General features: G+C 64.6%; 15 protein-coding genes, 1 pseudogene and 1 riboswitch. Of the genes and pseudogenes, 7 read left to right on the plus strand and 9 right to left on the minus strand.

Translation table 11 applies throughout. The features are described from left to right. Positions 1-111 precede the first annotated feature (111 nt). The 5 genes from HMPREF2874_RS03140 to HMPREF2874_RS03160 all read right to left on the minus strand — a co-directional run bounded on the left by HMPREF2874_RS03140 (position 112) and on the right by HMPREF2874_RS03160 (position 6,503). The gene (locus HMPREF2874_RS03140) at positions 112-2,289 is read right to left on the minus strand and encodes a S9 family peptidase (RefSeq protein ID WP_070648914.1); all 2,178 of its coding nucleotides are present in this window, start codon (positions 2,287-2,289) and stop codon (positions 112-114) included. A gap of 216 nt (positions 2,290-2,505) precedes the next feature. Then, positions 2,506-3,723: a ribosome small subunit-dependent GTPase A gene (gene rsgA / locus HMPREF2874_RS03145; protein ID WP_070648915.1), complete on the minus strand. Its 1,218-nt coding sequence runs from the start codon at positions 3,721-3,723 to the stop codon at positions 2,506-2,508. A gap of 104 nt (positions 3,724-3,827) precedes the next feature. After that, positions 3,828-4,658 (minus strand): ABC transporter, encoded by an 831-nt coding sequence (locus HMPREF2874_RS03150; RefSeq protein WP_070648916.1) that lies wholly within the window; start codon positions 4,656-4,658, stop codon positions 3,828-3,830. Between the two features lies 1 nt (position 4,659). Further along, entirely contained in the window at positions 4,660-5,520 is an 861-nt protein-coding gene (locus HMPREF2874_RS03155; RefSeq protein ID WP_070648917.1) for an ABC transporter permease, read from the minus strand. Continuing rightward, on the minus strand, positions 5,517-6,503 hold the full coding sequence (locus tag HMPREF2874_RS03160; RefSeq protein WP_070648918.1) for an ABC transporter ATP-binding protein: 987 nt from the start codon (positions 6,501-6,503) through the stop codon (positions 5,517-5,519). Before HMPREF2874_RS03160 ends, HMPREF2874_RS03155 begins: the two co-directional genes overlap by 4 nt. A 346-nt stretch (positions 6,504-6,849) precedes the next feature. After that, positions 6,850-6,962: riboswitch (SAM riboswitch) on the plus strand. A 105-nt stretch (positions 6,963-7,067) separates the two neighbouring features. On the opposite strand from HMPREF2874_RS03160, the gene HMPREF2874_RS03165 reads away from it, so the two are divergent. From HMPREF2874_RS03165 to HMPREF2874_RS09580, 3 genes are all read left to right on the plus strand, one after another. Beyond that, a complete protein-coding gene (locus HMPREF2874_RS03165) occupies positions 7,068-8,414 on the plus strand; it encodes a bifunctional o-acetylhomoserine/o-acetylserine sulfhydrylase (RefSeq protein ID WP_070648919.1) in 1,347 nt (448 codons plus the stop codon). 180 nt (positions 8,415-8,594) lie between these two features. Beyond that, positions 8,595-9,899 carry a homoserine O-acetyltransferase MetX gene (locus tag HMPREF2874_RS03170; RefSeq protein WP_083309826.1) on the plus strand — a complete coding sequence of 435 codons (1,305 nt, stop codon included), beginning with the start codon at positions 8,595-8,597 and terminating at the stop codon, positions 9,897-9,899. A gap of 347 nt (positions 9,900-10,246) precedes the next feature. Beyond that, entirely contained in the window at positions 10,247-10,597 is a 351-nt protein-coding gene (locus HMPREF2874_RS09580) for a MerR family transcriptional regulator (protein WP_049332847.1), read from the plus strand. A gap of 129 nt (positions 10,598-10,726) precedes the next feature. Here HMPREF2874_RS09580 and HMPREF2874_RS03180 read toward each other — a convergent pair whose 3' ends face one another. Then, positions 10,727-11,188: a TipAS antibiotic-recognition domain-containing protein gene (locus HMPREF2874_RS03180; protein WP_246823758.1), complete on the minus strand. Its 462-nt coding sequence runs from the start codon at positions 11,186-11,188 to the stop codon at positions 10,727-10,729. Between the two features lie 118 nt (positions 11,189-11,306). Between HMPREF2874_RS03180 and HMPREF2874_RS03185 the strand changes: the two genes are divergently transcribed. Then, a complete protein-coding gene (locus tag HMPREF2874_RS03185; RefSeq protein ID WP_070648920.1) occupies positions 11,307-12,059 on the plus strand; it encodes an alpha/beta hydrolase in 753 nt (250 codons plus the stop codon). Positions 12,060-12,598: 539 nt separating this feature from the next. Here the strand turns inward: HMPREF2874_RS03185 and HMPREF2874_RS03190 are convergent. From HMPREF2874_RS03190 to HMPREF2874_RS03200, 3 genes and pseudogenes are all read right to left on the minus strand, one after another. Continuing rightward, on the minus strand, positions 12,599-14,068 hold the full coding sequence (locus HMPREF2874_RS03190; protein WP_070648921.1) for a multicopper oxidase family protein: 1,470 nt from the start codon (positions 14,066-14,068) through the stop codon (positions 12,599-12,601). 71 nt (positions 14,069-14,139) lie between these two features. Beyond that, positions 14,140-14,412, minus strand: a complete 273-nt coding sequence (locus HMPREF2874_RS03195) for a CueP family metal-binding protein (protein WP_210397959.1) — start codon at positions 14,410-14,412, stop codon at positions 14,140-14,142. A 189-nt stretch (positions 14,413-14,601) separates the two neighbouring features. Then, positions 14,602-15,042: pseudogene (locus tag HMPREF2874_RS03200) on the minus strand (sensor histidine kinase); the annotation flags it as partial. A 183-nt stretch (positions 15,043-15,225) separates the two neighbouring features. On the opposite strand from HMPREF2874_RS03200, the gene HMPREF2874_RS03205 reads away from it, so the two are divergent. From HMPREF2874_RS03205 to HMPREF2874_RS09320, 3 genes are all read left to right on the plus strand, one after another. Next, positions 15,226-15,552, plus strand: coding sequence for a heavy-metal-associated domain-containing protein (locus HMPREF2874_RS03205; RefSeq protein WP_070648922.1), 327 nt, complete (start codon positions 15,226-15,228; stop codon positions 15,550-15,552). 260 nt (positions 15,553-15,812) lie between these two features. Continuing rightward, positions 15,813-17,837 (plus strand): copper-translocating P-type ATPase, encoded by a 2,025-nt coding sequence (locus tag HMPREF2874_RS03210; protein ID WP_070648979.1) that lies wholly within the window; start codon positions 15,813-15,815, stop codon positions 17,835-17,837. A gap of 80 nt (positions 17,838-17,917) precedes the next feature. Next, positions 17,918-18,073: a hypothetical protein gene (locus HMPREF2874_RS09320; RefSeq protein ID WP_168165149.1), complete on the plus strand. Its 156-nt coding sequence runs from the start codon at positions 17,918-17,920 to the stop codon at positions 18,071-18,073. The last annotated feature ends 174 nt before the right edge of the window (positions 18,074-18,247 follow it).

An 18,247-nucleotide genomic window follows, 5' to 3' on the forward strand; every position in this document is an offset into this window, starting at 1 on the left:
TAGGCGCGGAGGAAGTGTGTAGCGAACCGCCACAGGAGCAGAGATAAGCAAAGAACGCCCCGTCCGTATCACTCAGATACAGACGGAGCGTTCTTTTTAAAGCGCGGTTACTTACTTGGTAATGCCCAGGTTGCTCAGCAGGAACGCGTAATCCCACGCGATCTCACGCCAACGGGTATACCTGCCGGAACCACCACCGTGACCGCCCGACATGTCAATCTTCAGCAGCGGCACCGGCGATGACGGGTCAATCTGCTCGCGCAGCGCCGCAATCCACTTCGCGGGCTCCACGTAGAGCACGCGCGTGTCGTGCAGGCTCGTCACCGCAGCAATGGCCGGGTAACGGACCGGGCGGATGTTCTCGTACGGGGTGTACGACTTCATGTAGGCGTAGACCTCGGGGTCCTCAATCGGGTTGCCCCACTCTTCCCACTCGAGGGCCGAGAGCGGCAGCTCCGGGTCGAGAATGGTGGTCAGCGCATCCACGAACGGCACGGCAGCCAGGCAGGCAGCGTACTTTTCGGGGGCGAGGTTCACGACGGCGCCCATGAGCAGGCCGCCCGCGCTACCGCCGTAGCAGCCGATACGCGCTTCATCCGCCCAGGGTTTAGCCGCAATGTAGCTGGTGACGTCCACGAAGTCGGTGAAGGTGTTCTTCTTCGCGAGCTTCTTGCCGTTCTGGTACCAGGAGCGGCCCATCTCGCCGCCGCCGCGAATATGCGCAAGCACGTAGATAACGCCGCGGTCCAGGATCGACAGCATCGGGATGGAGAACATCGGGTCCATGGACGACTCGTAGGAGCCGTAACCGTACTGGAGGACGGGGTGCGGCTTGCTCATGTCCAGGTCGGCGCGGTGAATCACCGAAATGGGGATGAGCGTGCCGTCCGCCGCCGGTGCCCAGTCGCGGTAGGCACGGTAGTCCTCACGGTTGTAGCCGCCCAGCACCGGGGTTTCGCGGCGCAGCAGCAGGGTCTGCGACATGGGGAAGTAGTCGTAGACGCGGCGCGGCGTCAGGTACGAGGTGTAGGCGATGCGCAGCACGGGGGAGTAGTTCTCAGCGCGCAGCACGGAGGCGGTGTACAGTTCCTCGTCGAAGCCGGCAGGTTCCATGAAGGTCACGCCGGCCGGGCGGCGGCGGCGCCACTGGATGGGCAGTTGCTCACGCGGTGCGAGGAAGATGCGGGTGGTGGTGTCCGCGCGGGCGGTGACGACCAGGTGCGTTGCGGTGAAGGTGAAGCCCTCCAGACGCACATGCTCGCTGTGGCGGATGACAGGAACCCAGCGGGCGGCGTACTCCTCGAGGCTTTCACCTTCGCGCGGCATGTCTGCGAGGACCAGCTCAGAGTTCAACGCGTTGTAATCGTGCTGAATCAGCAGGTGCTGCTCACCGGCAATGTTGAGCGGCTCGGCGTAGTATTCGATGCCCGCGCTCTTGGGGATGAGCAGGGTCGGCTCGCCCTTGGGTTCGCGGGTCGGCACGATGCGCACCTCGGTGTACTCGGAATTCGAGCTGGTGAGCACCACGGAGGAACGGTCGGAGCTCATGGCGGCGCCGAGCCACATGGTGTTGTCCGGTTCCTCGTAAATCAGGTGGTCTTCGGTGCCCTGGCCGACGTCGTGCACGTACACGCGCCAGGGGCGCCAGGAGTCGTCGGGGACCATGTAGACGAGCTGCTCGGCGTGGTTGATGAAGAAGGAACCGGCCGTGATGTTGGGGATGGTGTCCTCGAGGAAGGAGCCGGTTTCCATGTTGAGGAAGCGCTGCTCGTAGCGTTCGTCGCCCTTCTCGTCCACGGAGATGCTCAGCAACTTGCCGCTGCGGGAGGGCTGGAAGCTGCCGAGGGAGAAGAACTCCATATCCTTGGCGTACTCGTTGCAGTCCAGGATGACGATTTCGCCCTCGAGTACTTCGCCGGGCTTGACGGTCGGCGGGGTGTAACGCACCACCTCGTCGCCCTCGTTGAGGGCGGGGTAGCGGTAGAAGACGGGGTACTGGCCGCCGGGCACCATGCGGCTGTAGTACCACCAGTCGCCGATGCGGTTCGGAACGGTCAAATCGGCGAGGAGGGTGCGGTCCTTAATCTCGTTGAAGATGGACTCGCGGAGGGGCTGCTGGTCTGCGGTGACAGCTTCGGTGTACTCGGCTTCTGCCTTGAGGTAGTCGAGGACCTCTTCGCTTTCCTTGTCGCGGAGCCATTCGTACGGGTCGATGAAGACGTCGCCGTGGTGTTCGCGGCGGTGCTCGACCTTCTTCGGTACGGGCGGGGTGAGGTTCTGTTCAGCCATGCTGCCACCTCTTTCATGAGTTATGGGTTTGTGAATGGTGTGTGCCGTCTGCGCCCGCGTTCCTGTGCCGCCGGGTGGCGGTGAGGGTGCACGGGGGACTGTGGGCACGCCTAGTTCTAGTGTATCGAAGAGTGAGGCAGGCTACTGTATTGCGGTCCGCGCGGAGCCGCCCGGCTCAGCTAGTGGAAGCCCCGCCGGAACGGGCGCGTCCAGCGGCTAGTTGGAGCGCCCCTTAATGGACATGAGGGTGCGGCGGCCCGCCTTGTTCGCCTTCGTGAAGGCGCGGTTGCTCTGCCGGTACTCGCGTTCCTGGGAGCGCAGGCGCAGGCGCGCGGATTCCGCCATCATCCTGCGGTAGCGTTCGAAGCGTTCGGGGTCGAGGGTGCCGTCGGCGAGGGCCTGCTGCACCGCGCATCCGGGTTCGGAACCGTGCGAGCAGTCGCTGTACCGGCAGGCGGAAGCGTAGCCGGAGACGTCCTCGAAGGTTTCGTCAATGGCGGCGCTGTCGCTCGTGGCGGCGAGCGCTCGCACGCCCGGAGTGTCGATGAGCACCGTGCCGGGTGAGGGCTCTGCATCGGAGCCTTCTGCGCCGGATTCTCTAGCGCCGGGCAGAACAATCATTTGGCGGCTGGTGGTGGTGTGGCGCCCCTTGCCGTCGGCGCCGCGAACCGCGGAAGTAGCCTGCACCCGGTGTTCTGAGTCGTCTTCGCGGGGGTCAACTCCGGGGTTGAGCAGGGCGTTGACCAGGGTAGATTTTCCGGCGCCGCTGCGGCCCAGGAACGCGGCGGTGCGCCCGGCAACGAGCTCCGCCACCGGGGCGGGGTCGTAGCCGTTATCCGTGCAGACGGTGAGCACCGCATCCACGCCGCCCGCGAGGGATTCCTCGTAGCCGGCGAGCTGTTCAGCCGTCACCAAATCACCCTTGGTGAGAATCAGCGCGACCTGTACCCCGGAGGCGTGCGCCAGGGCGGTGTAGCGTTCAACTCGCCCGATGGACGGCTCCGGGAAGCACGGCTCAACGATGCAGAGCATATCCACGTTGGCGGCGACAGGCTGATCCGAGGATTCGCGGGTGGCGCTGGGGCGGGTGAGGTAGCTTCGGCGGGGCAGAATCGCGAGGGGCTTATGCTCCGCGGGCTGGGTTTCACCGCCGGTTCCGGGGATGGGCTGAGCGAGCACCCAGTCGCCTACGACGGGGTATTCCTCTTCGCCGTAGTCGTTCTCGACCGGACGCAGGGGAGCGGAGAGCTTCACGAGCTCGCCCCGCTCGCAGGTCAGCAGCTCGCAGCGGGTGCGGTGCACGGCGCTGACGCGGGCGAGGGTGAAATCATCAAGGGTGCCGTCGAGGGTGAACGCGGCGCGGATTGCTGAACCCTGCCAGGAGGGGTCGAAGCCGAGGGCCTCGAGCGTGTACACGGCGGGAGGAGTAGTCACGGGAGTGGTCTTTCTTGGTTGCGGCGCCCGATTGGTTGTCATGCCCGGATAGCGCGCCGGGGAGAGGGTATTTAAAAGGTTTGTTCTTTTTCAGGGTTCACCGTTTACAACAGCGAGGCGCGGGCGCCGGCGCGGATGCGGCGGGCGGCGAGGAGCGTAAGCCCCAACCCCGCCGCGGCGTAGAGTCCCGCCAGTGCCGTGTCTACCGCCAGGAGCGCGAACAAATCCGGTGCGGCGTCGCCAGCGATACCGCCAGAGGTATCTAGAGCCTGCACCAGCCGGGAGCCGGGAACCCAGGAACACACCCACGCAAGCCACGCGGGGTAGGTGCTCACCGGAACGATCACGCCCGCGCTGACCGGCAGAATAATGGACAGAAGATTGGATCCCGTGTACGGATCCGACAGGTACAGGCCCAGGCCGGCGGCAAAAATGCCCAGGCAGACCCCGCCCAGAACCGCAACCGGCATCAGCGCAATGGCTCCAAGCAGAAGCCCCGAAGCCGCCCCGGTAGGGGGCGACGTGAGGGAGAGCAACCACACGATGCCCACGTTGCTCAGGCCCGTCACGGAGGCCAACAGCGCGGGCACCGCCGCCGCACCCAGCCAGTAGCCAGCATCCACCGCTCGGGCCGTACACACGTACTCGAAGATGCCGATCCACCGGTCGGTGGCGACGCGCGCGACGATGCCGGCGGCCACCGAGCTGAGGGTGGCAATCAGGGCGGTCGCGCAGCCGATGCGTACCGTATCGTTCGCGGCGAGGTCGGCGCCCAAAAGCACCGTAAAAAGTACGTTGAGGCCCGGCACGAGCACCAGGGTAGTGATGGCCGTTCCGAGGGTTGCGAAGGTAATAGAAGATGACCAGCCGATAGAGGCGGTAGACAGAGCCCGGCGCACCACGCCGGGCAGGGAATCAGTAGAGAGAGCACGCACGCTACATCGCCCCCAGGGTGCCGCGACGACGGGCGGAGGCGAGAGCCTTCCGAGCAAAGAGGAAGGCGCACAACGCCCAAGCGAGGCTCACGGCGAGCGTCTGCGCAACGGGCAGGAGCGCATCCGCCGGGGTGTTCATGGGGGTGCGCCCCAGTAGCAGGTGCACCGGCGCCTGCAGGGGAATGAGCGCGCCCGCGGCATCCAGCCAGGTGGGCGCCTCAACCATCGTGAAGAGAACCCCGGAGAGAATAAATACCGGCACGAGGAGCAGCTCCTCATAAGCGATAGCGTTCGGCGTCGCCACGAAAAACACCGCAATCATGAACGTAACCGACAGGCAGGCAAGCCACAACAGGGGAACGCCCAGAACGTAGCGCGGCCACAGCGCAGAAAAGTCCGTGACCTGCGGGTTAAGCGTTACAAGAGCCCAAACCGCCCACGATAGGGGTAGGGCCGCCAGACCCACGATGGAGGCGCTCGAAACGATAGCCGCCAGCACCCGCACCGGAGAAATGGACCCGGAACACAGGTACACGAGGGTCCCGCGGAAGCGCTCAAAATTGATAATGCCCGCAGACACGATGCAGACCGACCACATGCCCACGATGCCCGCGCGGGTCCACGCGAGGGTCGGGTCAACGGAGTGACCCTCGGAGCTCTGCGCCGCCGCGTGCACGGCGAGCGCCTGGAGGATGACCGACCCGAGTACCGTGCTGATAAGCAGCTGAATGAAGTACGGAACCGTCAGGAACTGGCGCAGGCTAAATCCCATGAGCCGCAGCTGCCGGGCGCACTCCTGCCGCAGGTCGTACTGCTGACTCCGCGGTTGGGGCTCTTCCGAGCGTTGCGTCTTCACGTTCATCGCTTGAGCCCCTCCGCCATCGCCAGGTAGGCCTCCTCCAGGGTCGCCGGGCGCGTGTACGGCTCGGTCCTCGCCCCAATGTTCGAGGCGGCGAGCCCCTCCGCCAGGATGCGGTGCGCCTCTCCCGCCTCGAACGTGGTGCGCTCGCCGTGCCAGTAGAGAGAGAGCTCCCAGCCGGAACCGCGCGGGGCGAAGAGCACCGCAGCCTTATCGCCGAGGAATCCGCGGAGCGTATCAAGCCCCTCGGTGGCGGTGGCCTCGACCTGTACCACGGTCGTGGCGGCAATACCTGCGTGCGCGGCGATGTCTTCGAGGCTGCCGCTCACGGCGACGGAACCGGCGCCTAACACGGTGATGGTGCGCGCCAGGTCCTCGATTTCGCCGAGCAGGTGGCTCGTCAGCAGAACGGCGGCGCCGTCTTCCGCGAGGGAGCGGATGAGGGTTCGCACGGTCAGGGCGATATCGGGGTCGAGCCCGTTGGTCGGCTCGTCCAGCAGGAGCAGGGCGGGGGAGCCGAGCAGCGCGCGAGCGATGTGCAGGCGCTGCTTCATGCCGCGGGAAAACTCTTGAAAGGGTCGCGCCGCCGCATCGGTGAGTTCCACGCGGGCTAGGGCGTGGTCCACCTCGCGCCGCCGGCTCCGCCCGGAAACCCCCGCAACATCGGCGAAGAAGAGCAGGTTGTTGCGGGCGCTGGCGCGCGGGTAGAAGCCGCTATCCCCGCCGAGCGCGAGACCCACGTGACGGCGTGCCCGCTGCGGGTGGGCGATGGCGTCGATGCCGTTCACGGTGAGGGTGCCGCTGGTGGGGGTGAGCAGGGTCGAGCACATCTGCACGGTGGTTGTTTTGCCCGCGCCGTTGGGGCCGAGGAGGGCGTGGATCTCGCCGGAGCTGATGCGAAGGGACACACGGTCGACGGCGGTGAAGGCGCGTTCGCCTGTGCCAAAGATGCGGCTAAGCTGCGCCGCATCGAGAACGAGAGACATGGTGGATAACCTTAGAGGTCGGTTTTCCGGCTTCTGCGCCGGAAGGGTACGCGAGGGGTAGGCGACGTGCGCGAAGCCCTGCGTGAGTGTATGCGTAGTCCCAGTGTACCGAAAAACCCCAGGTAAAAGTGATGGGGGTTACTAGGGGGTACCTCCGCATTTCGATTGCCTACCCTCCGGATCGCCTAGCCCTCGGATTGCCCCGGCATCGTCACCAACGTTTTGTTGCAGGCAGGTTTTTGTTACGGGCGTTAAAAAACGTCATGTTTGCAATGAAGCGTCTTAAAGTGCCGCGCACCCCTAAAACTCTTGACCCCGAGCAACCGATTATGACACCCTAATGACAGGTCAAGAGTGCCAGCGACAAGCCCCAGCTAGCTGGCCGGCAACCCTCCTCCGCGGTGGGGTGCCCTGGGTGAAGACCGGGCGGCACGCACAAGCGTGACGCAAGCGCGGGACCGATGTGACCGAATTCGGTACATCAATCGTGACAGGACAACTCAACGACGATTCCTGTACCAATCGGCATGCGGCCCCCTAACTATCCCCTTAGGAGAGCCACGCATGAGCAACAACACTACCGTCCCGACTCCCGCCAACCCCGCCGGTTGGAAGTTCGAAACCCGCCAGATTCACGCGGGACAGGCACCGGATGCCGCAACGGGAGCTCGGGCACTACCCATCTACCAGACCACTTCCTTCGTCTTTGACAGCGCAGAGCAGGCCGCAAACCGCTTCGCTCTCGCCGAGCTGGGCCCCATCTACACCCGCCTCAACAACCCCACCCAGGAAGTTATTGAGAACCGCATCGCTTCCCTCGAAGGTGGCGTCGGCGCGCTCCTGCTGGCATCCGGTCAGGCAGCCATTACCTACGCAATCCTGAACATTGCCGGCGCCGGCGATCACGTGGTCGCCTCGCCCTCCGTGTACGGCGGCACCTACAACCTGCTCAAGTACACCCTCGCCGACCTCGGCATCGAAACCACCTTCGTTGAGGACCCCGACAACCTCGACGAGTGGCGCGCCGCGGTTCGCCCCAACACCAAGCTGTTCTACGGCGAATCCGTGCCCAACCCCCGCAACGACGTGCTCGACATCGAGCCCATCGCCAAGATCGCCCACGAAAACGGCGTGCCCCTGATCGTGGACAACACCGTGCCCACCCCCTACCTGCTGCGCCCCATCGAGCACGGCGCGGACGTGGTGGTCCACTCCGCCACCAAGTACCTGGGCGGCCACGGCACCTCCATCGGCGGTGTGATTGTTGACTCCGGTAACTTCGACTACGGCGCAGACCCCGAGAAGTTCCCCAAGTTCAACCAGCCCGCCCCCGGCTACCACGGCCTGGTCTACGCACGCGATCTGGGTAAGGACTCCGCCTTCGGCGCGAACCTCTCCTACATTCTGAAGGCCCGCGTCTCGCTGCTGCGCGACACCGGTGCCGCCATCTCGCCGACCAACGCCTTCAACATCGGCATTGGCCTGGAGACTCTCTCCCTGCGCATTGAGCGCCACATTGAGAACGCCACCAAGGTCGCCCACTGGCTCGAAGCAAACCCGCAGGTCGACCGCGTCATCTGGGCCGGCGTGGAATCCTCCCCCTGGTACGAGCGCGCCCAGAAGTACCTGCCCAAGGGCCCCGGCGCGGTGCTCGGTTTCACCCTCAAGGACGCAACCCTGGAGCAGACCCGCGACTTCGTGGACGCCCTGAAGCTGCACTCGAACGTGGCCAACATCGGTGACGTGCGCTCGCTCGTGATTCACCCGGCCTCCACCACCCACTCCCAGCTGTCCGCCGAGGAGCTGGAGAAGATTGGCGTGTACCCGAACTTCGTGCGTCTGGCAGTCGGCATTGAGAATATCGACGATATTCTCGCCGACCTGCAGCTGGGCTTCGACACCCTCTCCTAAACGCGGCGGCCCGCCCCCGCGGACGGGCCGAGGAGGCGCCACCCGGCACCCCTCAGCCCGTCCGCGGGGGATTACCCCGCATCCGTTATCTTTGCCGTTTCTGACCCGCCGCCCCTAACTGGCCGACGCGTTCTTACCGCCGCGACGCGGCCAGCTCTGCACAACCCACCGGAGGGACCCATGACCGCTCAGACCACCCCCGAAACCTGTACTACCCAGCCCGTGACCGCCCCCATTCCCGTGGCCGGCACCCGCACCGAGCACCCCGAGGCGCAGGGCTATCTGCGTCAGCTGGCTATCGGTGACTTTGAGCTTGAATCCGGCATCATCCTGCCGCAGGTCACCATCGGCTACGAAACCTGGGGTACCCTCAATGAGGCCGGCGATAATGCCATCCTCATCCTGCATGCGCTCACCGGCGACACGCATGTCTCCCGTGGTGTGCCCACCCCGGATATGCCCGCGCCCCTCATCCGCGCTATCGAATCTGACGGCTGGTGGGAGGGCATCGTGGGCCCCGGCGCGGTCATCGACACCGACCGATACTTCGTCGTTGCCCCCAATATTCTGGGTGGCTGCTACGGTTCGACCGGTCCGGCCAGCATCATTCCCGAGGGCTACCCGGGCGCCGGTGGGCACTGGGGGTCCCGATTCCCGCTCGTCACCATCCGCGACTCGGTGCGTGCTGAGGCGCGTCTGGCCCGGGCCCTGGGGATCACGAGCTTCCGCTACGTCATCGGCGGTTCCCTTGGGGGCGCACGCGCCGTAGAGTGGGCCGCAACCAACCCCGAGCTGGTGCGCGGATGCGCGGTCATCGCCTCCGGTCCTTCGGCCACCGCCGAGCAGATTTCCTGGGCGCACACGCAGAACCTGGCGATTCGCTCCGATGCGAACTTCGCCGGCGGCGACTACTACAACGGCCCCGCGCCGACCGCGGGCCTCGCCCTGGCCCGCCGCATCGCCCACACCACCTACCGCAGCCCCGCCGAGCTGGAGCACCGCTTCGGCCGCGAGGAGAACCGCGGCGAAAGCGTTGAGGGCGGTTTGCTGGGTCAGCCTCGCGGACGCTACGCCATCGAGAGCTACCTGGATCATCACGGCAGCAAGCTGGTGGAACGCTTCGACGCGAACAGCTACCTGGCCGTCAACGAGGCCCTCATCTCGCACGATGTGGCGCGCGGTCGCGGCTCGCTCTCGCAGGCGCTGGCCCGCACCGATTGCGAGTGGACGATTGCCGCGGTGAACACCGATCGTCTGTTCTTCCCGCACGAGTCGCATCGCCTGGCGGAGGCGCTGCCCAACCCGGTCGAGGTGAACATCATCGAGTCGAACCACGGCCACGATGGCTTCCTCATCGAGGCCAAGCAGGTGGAACGCATCCTGGCTTGCGCCCTGGGCACGGCCGAGGATGAGCCTCTGGACGAGAAGACTCGCGAGCGCGAGGCTCTCGAATCCATTACGAATCTCTACCGCACCGTGGCCTAGCCGCCTGAGAACTGCTTTACCGATGCGGGGCCTGCCCGAGAATTTCCGCGGTTGGTGGGGAACTCCGGGGGTACTCATAGTGTCGTCATAGGCTCTTCCACCAGGTGAGAACATCGGTAAAACACCGTTCATGACGGAGCGCGTGCCGCCGGTCCTTCTACGTGAGGGAGCGGCGGCACGCGGTCGTTCCACCAGAAATAGTATTTGCACTAGTCAGACAAATATATTCCGCTGGAAGGGGCGCGGTGCCCCGCCTCAAGATCCTCGGGAACATGCTTTTTGGGGCCCGAAAAGAGAAGACGGCTCAGTTTGCTTTAGACCCGCTCTAACCTCCTAGCATGTAATCCGTGGCAAGTATTCAAGAGGTAGCAGAGCAGTTGGGGGTGAGCACCCACGCACTGCGTTATTACGAAAAAGAGGGGTTAATCGCGGTGCCCCGAGACGCTCACGGAAATCGCGTATTTGACGAAGAGTCCATTTCTTCGGCTCGGTTTATTGCCACTTGCCGACAGGCTGGAATGAGTCTTGCTGACATTCGCACTATTCTGAGCAACCCGCACGACCACGCCCTCTCCATCGAGGTCATGGAACGTGCCCGAGTGAAGATTGAAAACGAAATTCTCGGATTGCAGCTGAATCTTGAGCACCTAGACCGCCGTATTCAGGAGCATCGCCGTCAACTGGGCGATGCGGCCTAGTACGAATACCGCTAGCAGCGACGGCCAACGCAGCGTGGAACGCCCGGTATTCCCCGAATGGGGGGATCCGGGCGTATTTTTATGCCCGGCTGCCTGCGCTTAGCTACCGGGCATCTTTTTCCCGAAGGCTTAACCCCAGGCCGCGTTCTCGGGGTCCACGCCGTGTGCTCGAGCGTTCTCGTAGATGACCTCTCGCAGCCACTCGGCCAGCCCGGTCGCAAGCTTCTCGTAGTGGGCCTTGAAACGCGGATCGGCAACGTAGCCGCGGGCCAGAATAGCGTGCTTGGCGGGGGTGACTTCAAAGAAGAACAGGGAGGCGCGGTGCCGCTCGGCGAGCGCGTTCGCCTCCTCACTGCCCGGCTTCACGCCGCGGGTGAACGCCTCGACGAGGGCTTGTTCCACCTCTTCGGCCTGCTGTTTGCCGTTCTGCCAGTCGGCACTGTTCATCGTCGCGGTACGGCGCTGGTATTCGGCCCAGTCGGCTGTGTTTCCGTAACGCTCCTGCGCTTCCTGCTGGTGGGCGAGGCTGAACCCCTCGCCCATGATTTCTGCTTTCTCAGCAGCGCTGAGCTGCTCATTGTTAGGTGCCATGGTGTCCTCCAAAGGTTTGGTTCTTCTATCACTGTAGAGCCACACATGAGGTGAGGGTCAAGCTAGCGGCGGAACCCGCGGTGCAGGTTTGCGGGGGAGTCCTCGCTAAGATGGGTGCATGAGCGAAAACAAATACGTCGTCGAATACACCCGCCCCGAGAACGAACGCGCGGGCACCCACCTGGTGCTCATGCTGCACGGCTACGGCTCCCAGGAGCACGACCTGCTGTCCCTGGCGGCGCACCTTCCGCAGGAGGGCTTCACCTACGCCTCCATGCGCGCGCCGCAGCCGGTCGGCACTCAGTTCTCCGCGGACTCGACCGGCGCCTACATTGCCGCGGACGCTATCGGCTACCAGTGGTACCCGCTGAACCAGCAGCTCGAATCCGACCAGCGCGCCATCGAGCAGGCGAGCGACTACGTGCTGGAGTGGGTGCGCGCGAACCGCGAACCGTACGCTTCGGTGACCCTGCTGGGCTTCTCGCAGGGCATGGGCATCGCAACTTCGATGGTGCGTCATGCCCCCGGCGAGTTCGCCGCCGTGGTGGGGCTGTCAGGCTACGCGGTGGATTCTGACTCGCCGTACTTCAAGGACGAGGAGCTGAAGAAGACCGAGCTTCCCGTGTTCTTCGGCCGCGACCAGGAAGACCCGGTGATTCCGCAGGAGATAGTGAACTACACCTACGACTGGATCCGCAAGTACACCGACGGCATTAAGGTGCTGTACGCCGGTGTCGGCCATGGCGTTGGCCCCATGGAGATTCGCCATGTGGGCGAGTTCCTGGAGGTGAAGGTGCAGGGGCAGGAGCCGCGTATTCGTGCGCAGAAGGTTGCGGAGGCGACCGGCACCGCGGAAGGCTCTGACGCCTAAATCGACTATATGGAAAGCCCCCGGGTCTGACGACTCGGGGGCCTTACGTTTAGCCTTATTTTCCGCACTGAAGGCGGTTATCGTCCTCGTTCCTACAGGGCACCCGCCCTCGCTTCGCTTCGGGCACCCTGATGTCACTTTCGGACGATACCGCCTTTCCGCACTGGGGTGCTGTGCGGGTGCGGCCGCGTTTTCCGGATGCGCCCTCATGGTGTCAGCCCGGACGCTCTCCGATGCGGAGCGAGGAGAGGGCGGAGCGTCCGGGTGACGGGTGCCCCTGCGTAGGTGCAGAGGAAATATGCGGCGTCCTGCCCCTGCTTAGTGAGGGGAGGAACGAGGGGGAGCACCGCGGCAACCACGATGGCGGCTCTGCGGGGTGTGCTCGGCACGGATTAGATCTTCTTATTCCGGGGCGGTGGGGAAGAAGCCGGTGCTCTGGTTGTCCCGGAAGAGCACAACACCGAGGAAGGTCATCATGCTGCCCGGTGGGTGGTCTGTAGCGACTCTGCCCACCTCGGCACTCAACCCTGCTGTGGGGGTTACTTGTAGCGAAGCGAGCTGAACATCCCGGTTTCCATGTGATAGGCGTTATGGCAGTGAAATGCCCACTCACCGGGGTTCTCAGCGATCAGGTCGGCGATTATGGTTTCACCGCCGCGGAGAAGGACGGTGTCCTTGCGTAGCCCGCCGCTGCCGGGCAGCGACCACGTGTGGCCGTGGATGTGCATGGGATGGGGCATCATGGTCTTGTTGCGCATGACCATCCGCAGGCGCTGGCCCTCCTGCACGGTCGCGGAGGAGGATTGGCCGTCGGTGAGAATGCTCCATTTATACGGCATCATCTGCCCGTCCAGGTCGATGCTGACTTCTCGGTCTGGTGTGCCCTCGGGCAGGAGTGCACGGTCTGCTGGCTTCAGGGAGGACAGAAGCAGTCCGGTGGACGACAACTCGGGGAAGTCGACATCGGGGCTGGGGGCCTGGCCGCCGGCGGTGCGGATGACGGCGAAGGCGCGGTCGTTCTTACCCACCGCCAAAGCCGTGAGCGGGAAGACGCCGTCGCCGAGGATGACCTCGACGTCGACACGCTCGCCCATCGACAGGTAGATTGATTCGGTCTCCTGAGGCTGGACAGGGAAGCCGTCGGTGTGGGTAACGGTCATGCGGTGACCCCCGAGGGCCACCTTGAAGATGGTGTCACCGCCGGAGTTGATAAACCGCAGGCGGGCCTTGTTGCCCGGGCGAGCCTCGAAGGTCCGGTGAGCACGGGGGATACGTCCGTTGATGAGGTAGTACGGATACATCACATCGCCGGCATCCCCGCCCAGTACCCGGTCCGGGGTGCCGTGGTGATTTTCCATTCCCATCTTCCCGTGATGGTCGCCCGAACCCATTCCGGTGAGCTTGTCGAGCTCATCATTGGGAGTGCCCTGAATGCCATCGACCCAGTCGTCGAGCACGATGGTCCACTCGACGTCATGGTCCTCAGCGTCTTGCGGGTCACGGATGATCAGTGGGGCGTGGAGGCCGCGATCAAGCTGCAGGCCGGCGTGGGAATGGTAGAAGTAGGTGCCACCGTGGGGGACTTTAAAAACATAGGAGAAAGACTTGCCAGGTTCAATGGGGTCCTGGGTCATGCCGGGCACCCCGTCGGCTGCGTTGTGGAGTGCGATGCCGTGCCAGTGGATGGAGGTGCTCTCAGGCAGTTCATTGGTGATATCGACCTGGAGGACGTCGCCGACGGTGGCCTCAATGGCCGCATCCCCGGTGTTAGAGACGTATCCCCACGTCTTGGCTTCGATGCCGCCGATATCCAGGGAGAGGGGCCGGGCGGTCAGCGTCCGGCGCACCGTCGGCTCACCGAGCGCAGTGAGGGTGGGAGTGGGGCGAAGGGAGGAACCTGGTGTCGAGGCAGCGGGTCCAGGGTTGCTGGTGCAGGCGGCCAAGACCCCGGTGCCGGCGAGGGCGAGCCCGCCGAGCAGAAACTGTCGTCGGGGAAACGTGTTCATCATGATTTAACCTTTCTTGGTACAAGATTTCAGTGATACGGAAGACAGGCGCAGGTGAGGACTCTGCTGAGCCATCACGTCAGGCGCAGGTCTGTGACACAGGTGGCACCGTCGTCGGTGGTGGAAAACTCCGTGGTGCCGGTACGTCCCTGGTAGCTGACCTCAATCAGGTCGGTGGCATCATCGGGAAGCCAGAAGCCAATAAACCCACTGTCGAAGGTGGTTGTCGCCTCGTCCACCAGCGCCTCACCGGTCGCCTCATCGGTGATCGTGACCTGGATATCCTCATTGTCGAGTTCCCCCAGGCAGGTCGTGAGGCTGTGGTAGAAGCAGTCGTGGGAGGCCATCGGCAAGAGGCGGGGCGGGGATCATGGGAAAGCTCCTACGGGTCGGTGGGATGCAGGGATGCTACTCTCCGGTATATACCCCCCTGGGGTATATATTGAAGGGCGGCGATGCTGTTCTCCAGTGTATACCCCCCTGGGGTATATTTTCAAGGGGTGGATGGCGCGGCCCTCACGCAGGGCAGGGCGGGGTTACCGAGCAGCCTCCTCACTGTCGGGAGGGGGCAGCGGGAGGCGGAGGGTAAACACCGCTCCGCGACCGGGCCCGGGGGAGGTGGCGGTGAGAGTGCCGCTGTGAGCCTCGATCAATGCCTTGGAGATGATTAGACCGATGCCGGCCCCGTCGTTGTCCCGACTGCGGGCGCCCCCCCGGTAGAAGTGTTCGAAGATGTGTCTGGGCTGGCCAGGTGGGATGCCCTCGCCGTCATTGGCGACGTGGATGAGTGCGGTGGACGCCCCCTGTCGGTGGACGCTAATCCGGACCTGCCCGCCGGCCGGGGTGTGCCGTAGCGCGTTCGACAGGAGATTGCTCATCACCTGGCCGAAGCGTTGCCGACCCACGAGCACCCGGGCGGTGTCCGTAATAGTCTCGACCTGTAAATCGACACCTTTGTCGGCGTAAGCTCCCCCAGCAGTGGGGAGGCTGCTCGGTGACCACGCCCTGCCCCGCGTGAGGGCCGTGCCCTTCACCCCTTGAAAATATACCCCCGGGGGGTATATACTGGAGAACAGCATCGCCGCCCTTCAATATACCCCAGGGGGGTATATGCTGGAGAGCGGCATCCCCGCATCCCACCGACCCGTAGGAGCTTTCCCATGATTACCGCCCCGCCCCGCCTCTTGCCGATGGCCTCCCACGGCTGCAGCTGTTGCGGACCTGCCTCACGTGCCGACACCGTCTCCAACCCTGCCGCCAGCGACTCGTCAGCAGGAGGGTCCTCCTCTAGCTATCAGGTCACCGGCCTTACCTGCGGGCACTGCGCGAAAAGCGTGACCCAGGCCCTTCAGGCCCTCCCCCAGGTCGACGACGTCCAGGTTGATCTCGCTGCTGGTGGTGTTTCCACCGTCACGGTCACCGGTGTCGTACCTCCGGAGACGGTTCGCCGGGCTATCGAGGCGACCGGCTACACCGTCTTATCCTGATCGATTTACCCATCATCTCGACCCCGACCGGGTTGAGCGAAAGGAACGTCATGAACACTCCCCACCATTCCGGCGATCACCATGGTGATCACCCCGCTCCGGAAACAGACCACACCCACCACCCGGATCATGCCAGCCACGAACACCACGCAGACGCCGACACTCACGGCCAGGCGATGCACCACGGTCACCCGCACTCCGTCCTGGACGAAGACCACCAGGTTCATGGTCACGGCGAACACGCCGGGCACAGCACCGCAATGTTTCGGGAACGCTTCTGGTGGTCGCTGATTCTGTCCATTCCCGTCGTTATTTTCAGCCCCATGGTCGCCCACCTGCTCGGCTACCCCCTCCCGGAATTCCCCGGATCCACCTGGATTCCCCCGGTACTGGACACGATCATCTTCGTCTACGGCGGAACGCCTTTCCTCAAGGGCGGATGGAAGGAAGTGAAATCCCGCCAACCCGGGATGATGCTCCTGATCGCCATGGCCATCACCGTGGCGTTTGTCGCCTCCTGGGTCACCACTCTGGGGCTGGGCGGTTTTGACCTGGACTTCTGGTGGGAGCTGGCCCTGCTGGTGACCATCATGCTGCTGGGCCACTGGCTGGAAATGCGCGCTCTCGGGGGTGCGTCCTCCGCGCTTGACGCGCTGGCTGCCCTGCTGCCGGATGAGGCCGAGAAAGTCATCGATGGGACCACCCGCACCGTGGACATCTCCGAGCTGGTCGTCGGCGACGTCGTGCTGGTGAGGGCCGGTGCCCGGGTGCCGGCCGACGGAACCATCATCGACGGAGCCGCCGAATTCGATGAGGGGATGATCACCGGCGAATCCCGTCCCGTCTTCCGCGACACCGGTGATAAGGTGGTTGCCGGTACCGTGGCCACCGACAACACCGTCCGCGTCCGGGTGGAGGCTACCGGCGGGGACACCGCCTTGGCCGGAATCCAACGCATGGTTGCCGACGCACAGGAGTCCTCCTCCCGGGCCCAGGCCCTGGCGGATCGGGCGGCGGCGTTGTTGTTCTGGTTCGCGCTGATCTCTGCTCTGATCACCGCGGTGGTGTGGACCACCATCGGCAGCCCGGACGATGCCGTGGTGCGCACGGTCACGGTGCTGGTCATCGCCTGCCCGCACGCCTTGGGCCTGGCGATTCCGCTGGTCATTGCGATCTCCACCGAGCGGGCCGCGAAATCCGGGGTGCTCATCAAGGACCGGATGGCGCTCGAGCGGATGCGCACCATCGACGTGGTGCTCTTCGATAAAACCGGCACCCTGACCGAGGGCGCGCACGCGGTCACCGGTGTCGCGGCAACTGTCGGCGTCACTGAGGGCGAGCTGCTGGCCCTGGCTGCCGCCGCGGAGGCCGACAGCGAGCATCCCGTGGCCCGCGCCATCGTGGCGGCTGCGGCCGCCCATCCCGAGGCCTCTCGTCGGCAAATCCGTGCAACTGGTTTCAGCGCCGCCTCCGGCAGGGGGGTCCGGGCCACTGTCGATGGCGCTGAGATCCTCGTGGGCGGGCCGAACATGCTGCGCGAGTTCAACCTCACCACCCCGGCCGAGCTCACCGACACCACCAGCGCCTGGACCGGGCGTGGGGCCGGTGTACTCCATATTGTCCGCGACGGTCAGATTATCGGTGCGGTGGCCGTCGAGGACAAGATCCGCCCCGAATCCCGCGCCGCTGTGAAAGCCCTGCAGGACCGCGGGGTGAAGGTCGCGATGATCACCGGTGACGCGCAGCAGGTGGCCCATGCGGTTGGCCAGGACCTGGGGATTGATGAGGTCTTCGCCGAGGTCCTGCCCCAGGACAAGGACACCAAGGTCACCCAGCTACAGGAGCGTGGCCTGAGCGTGGCCATGGTCGGCGACGGTGTCAACGACGCCCCGGCCCTGGCCCGCGCCGAGGTCGGCATCGCCATCGGGGCCGGCACGGATGTGGCAATGGAATCCGCCGGAGTGGTCCTGGCCAGTGACGATCCCCGGGCAATATTGTCGATGATTGAGCTCTCGCAGGCCAGCTACCGCAAGATGATCCAGAACCTCATCTGGGCGTCCGGTTACAACATCTTGTCCGTGCCCCTGGCCGCCGGCGTGCTCGCCTCTAGCGGCATTCTGCTTCCCCCGGCTGCTGCTGCGGTGTTGATGTCGCTGTCGACGATTGTGGTGGCGCTTAACGCTCAGCTGCTACGCCGGATTGATCTGGACCCGGCCCACCTGGCTCCCACCAGTCCGAAGGAGGAACACACCACGCCTACTCCGGCATCCACCGCCGTCCACTGATTCACCACTTCTCCCACTGCCCCATATGACCCTGAAAGGCTCCACCATGAAGCGCACCCTTTCAGGGTCATATGGGGACCATGGACGAGATGGGTGGAATGGATCACGGCGTGAGCGCCATGGAGATTCGCCACGTGGGCGAGTTCCTGGAGGTGAAGGTGCAGGGGCAGGAGCCGCGTATTCGTGCGCAGAAGGTTGCGGAGGCGACCGGCACCGCTGACAGCTCCGACGCCTAAAACGACGATATGGAAAGCCCTCGGGTCTGACGACTCGGGGGCTTTACGTTGAGCTTTTGCTTTCGCGTGGAATGCGCGGTTCCGCTTGGATTCCGCACGGAAAGCGGTATTCGTCCTCGTTCCTACAGAGGCTGGGTGGGTGGGACGCTATACCCTTCCTCCGCTCCTGCAGGG

Source organism: Rothia sp. HMSC068F09, from assembly GCF_001812775.1.
Lineage (GTDB): Bacteria > Actinomycetota > Actinomycetes > Actinomycetales > Micrococcaceae > Rothia > Rothia mucilaginosa_A.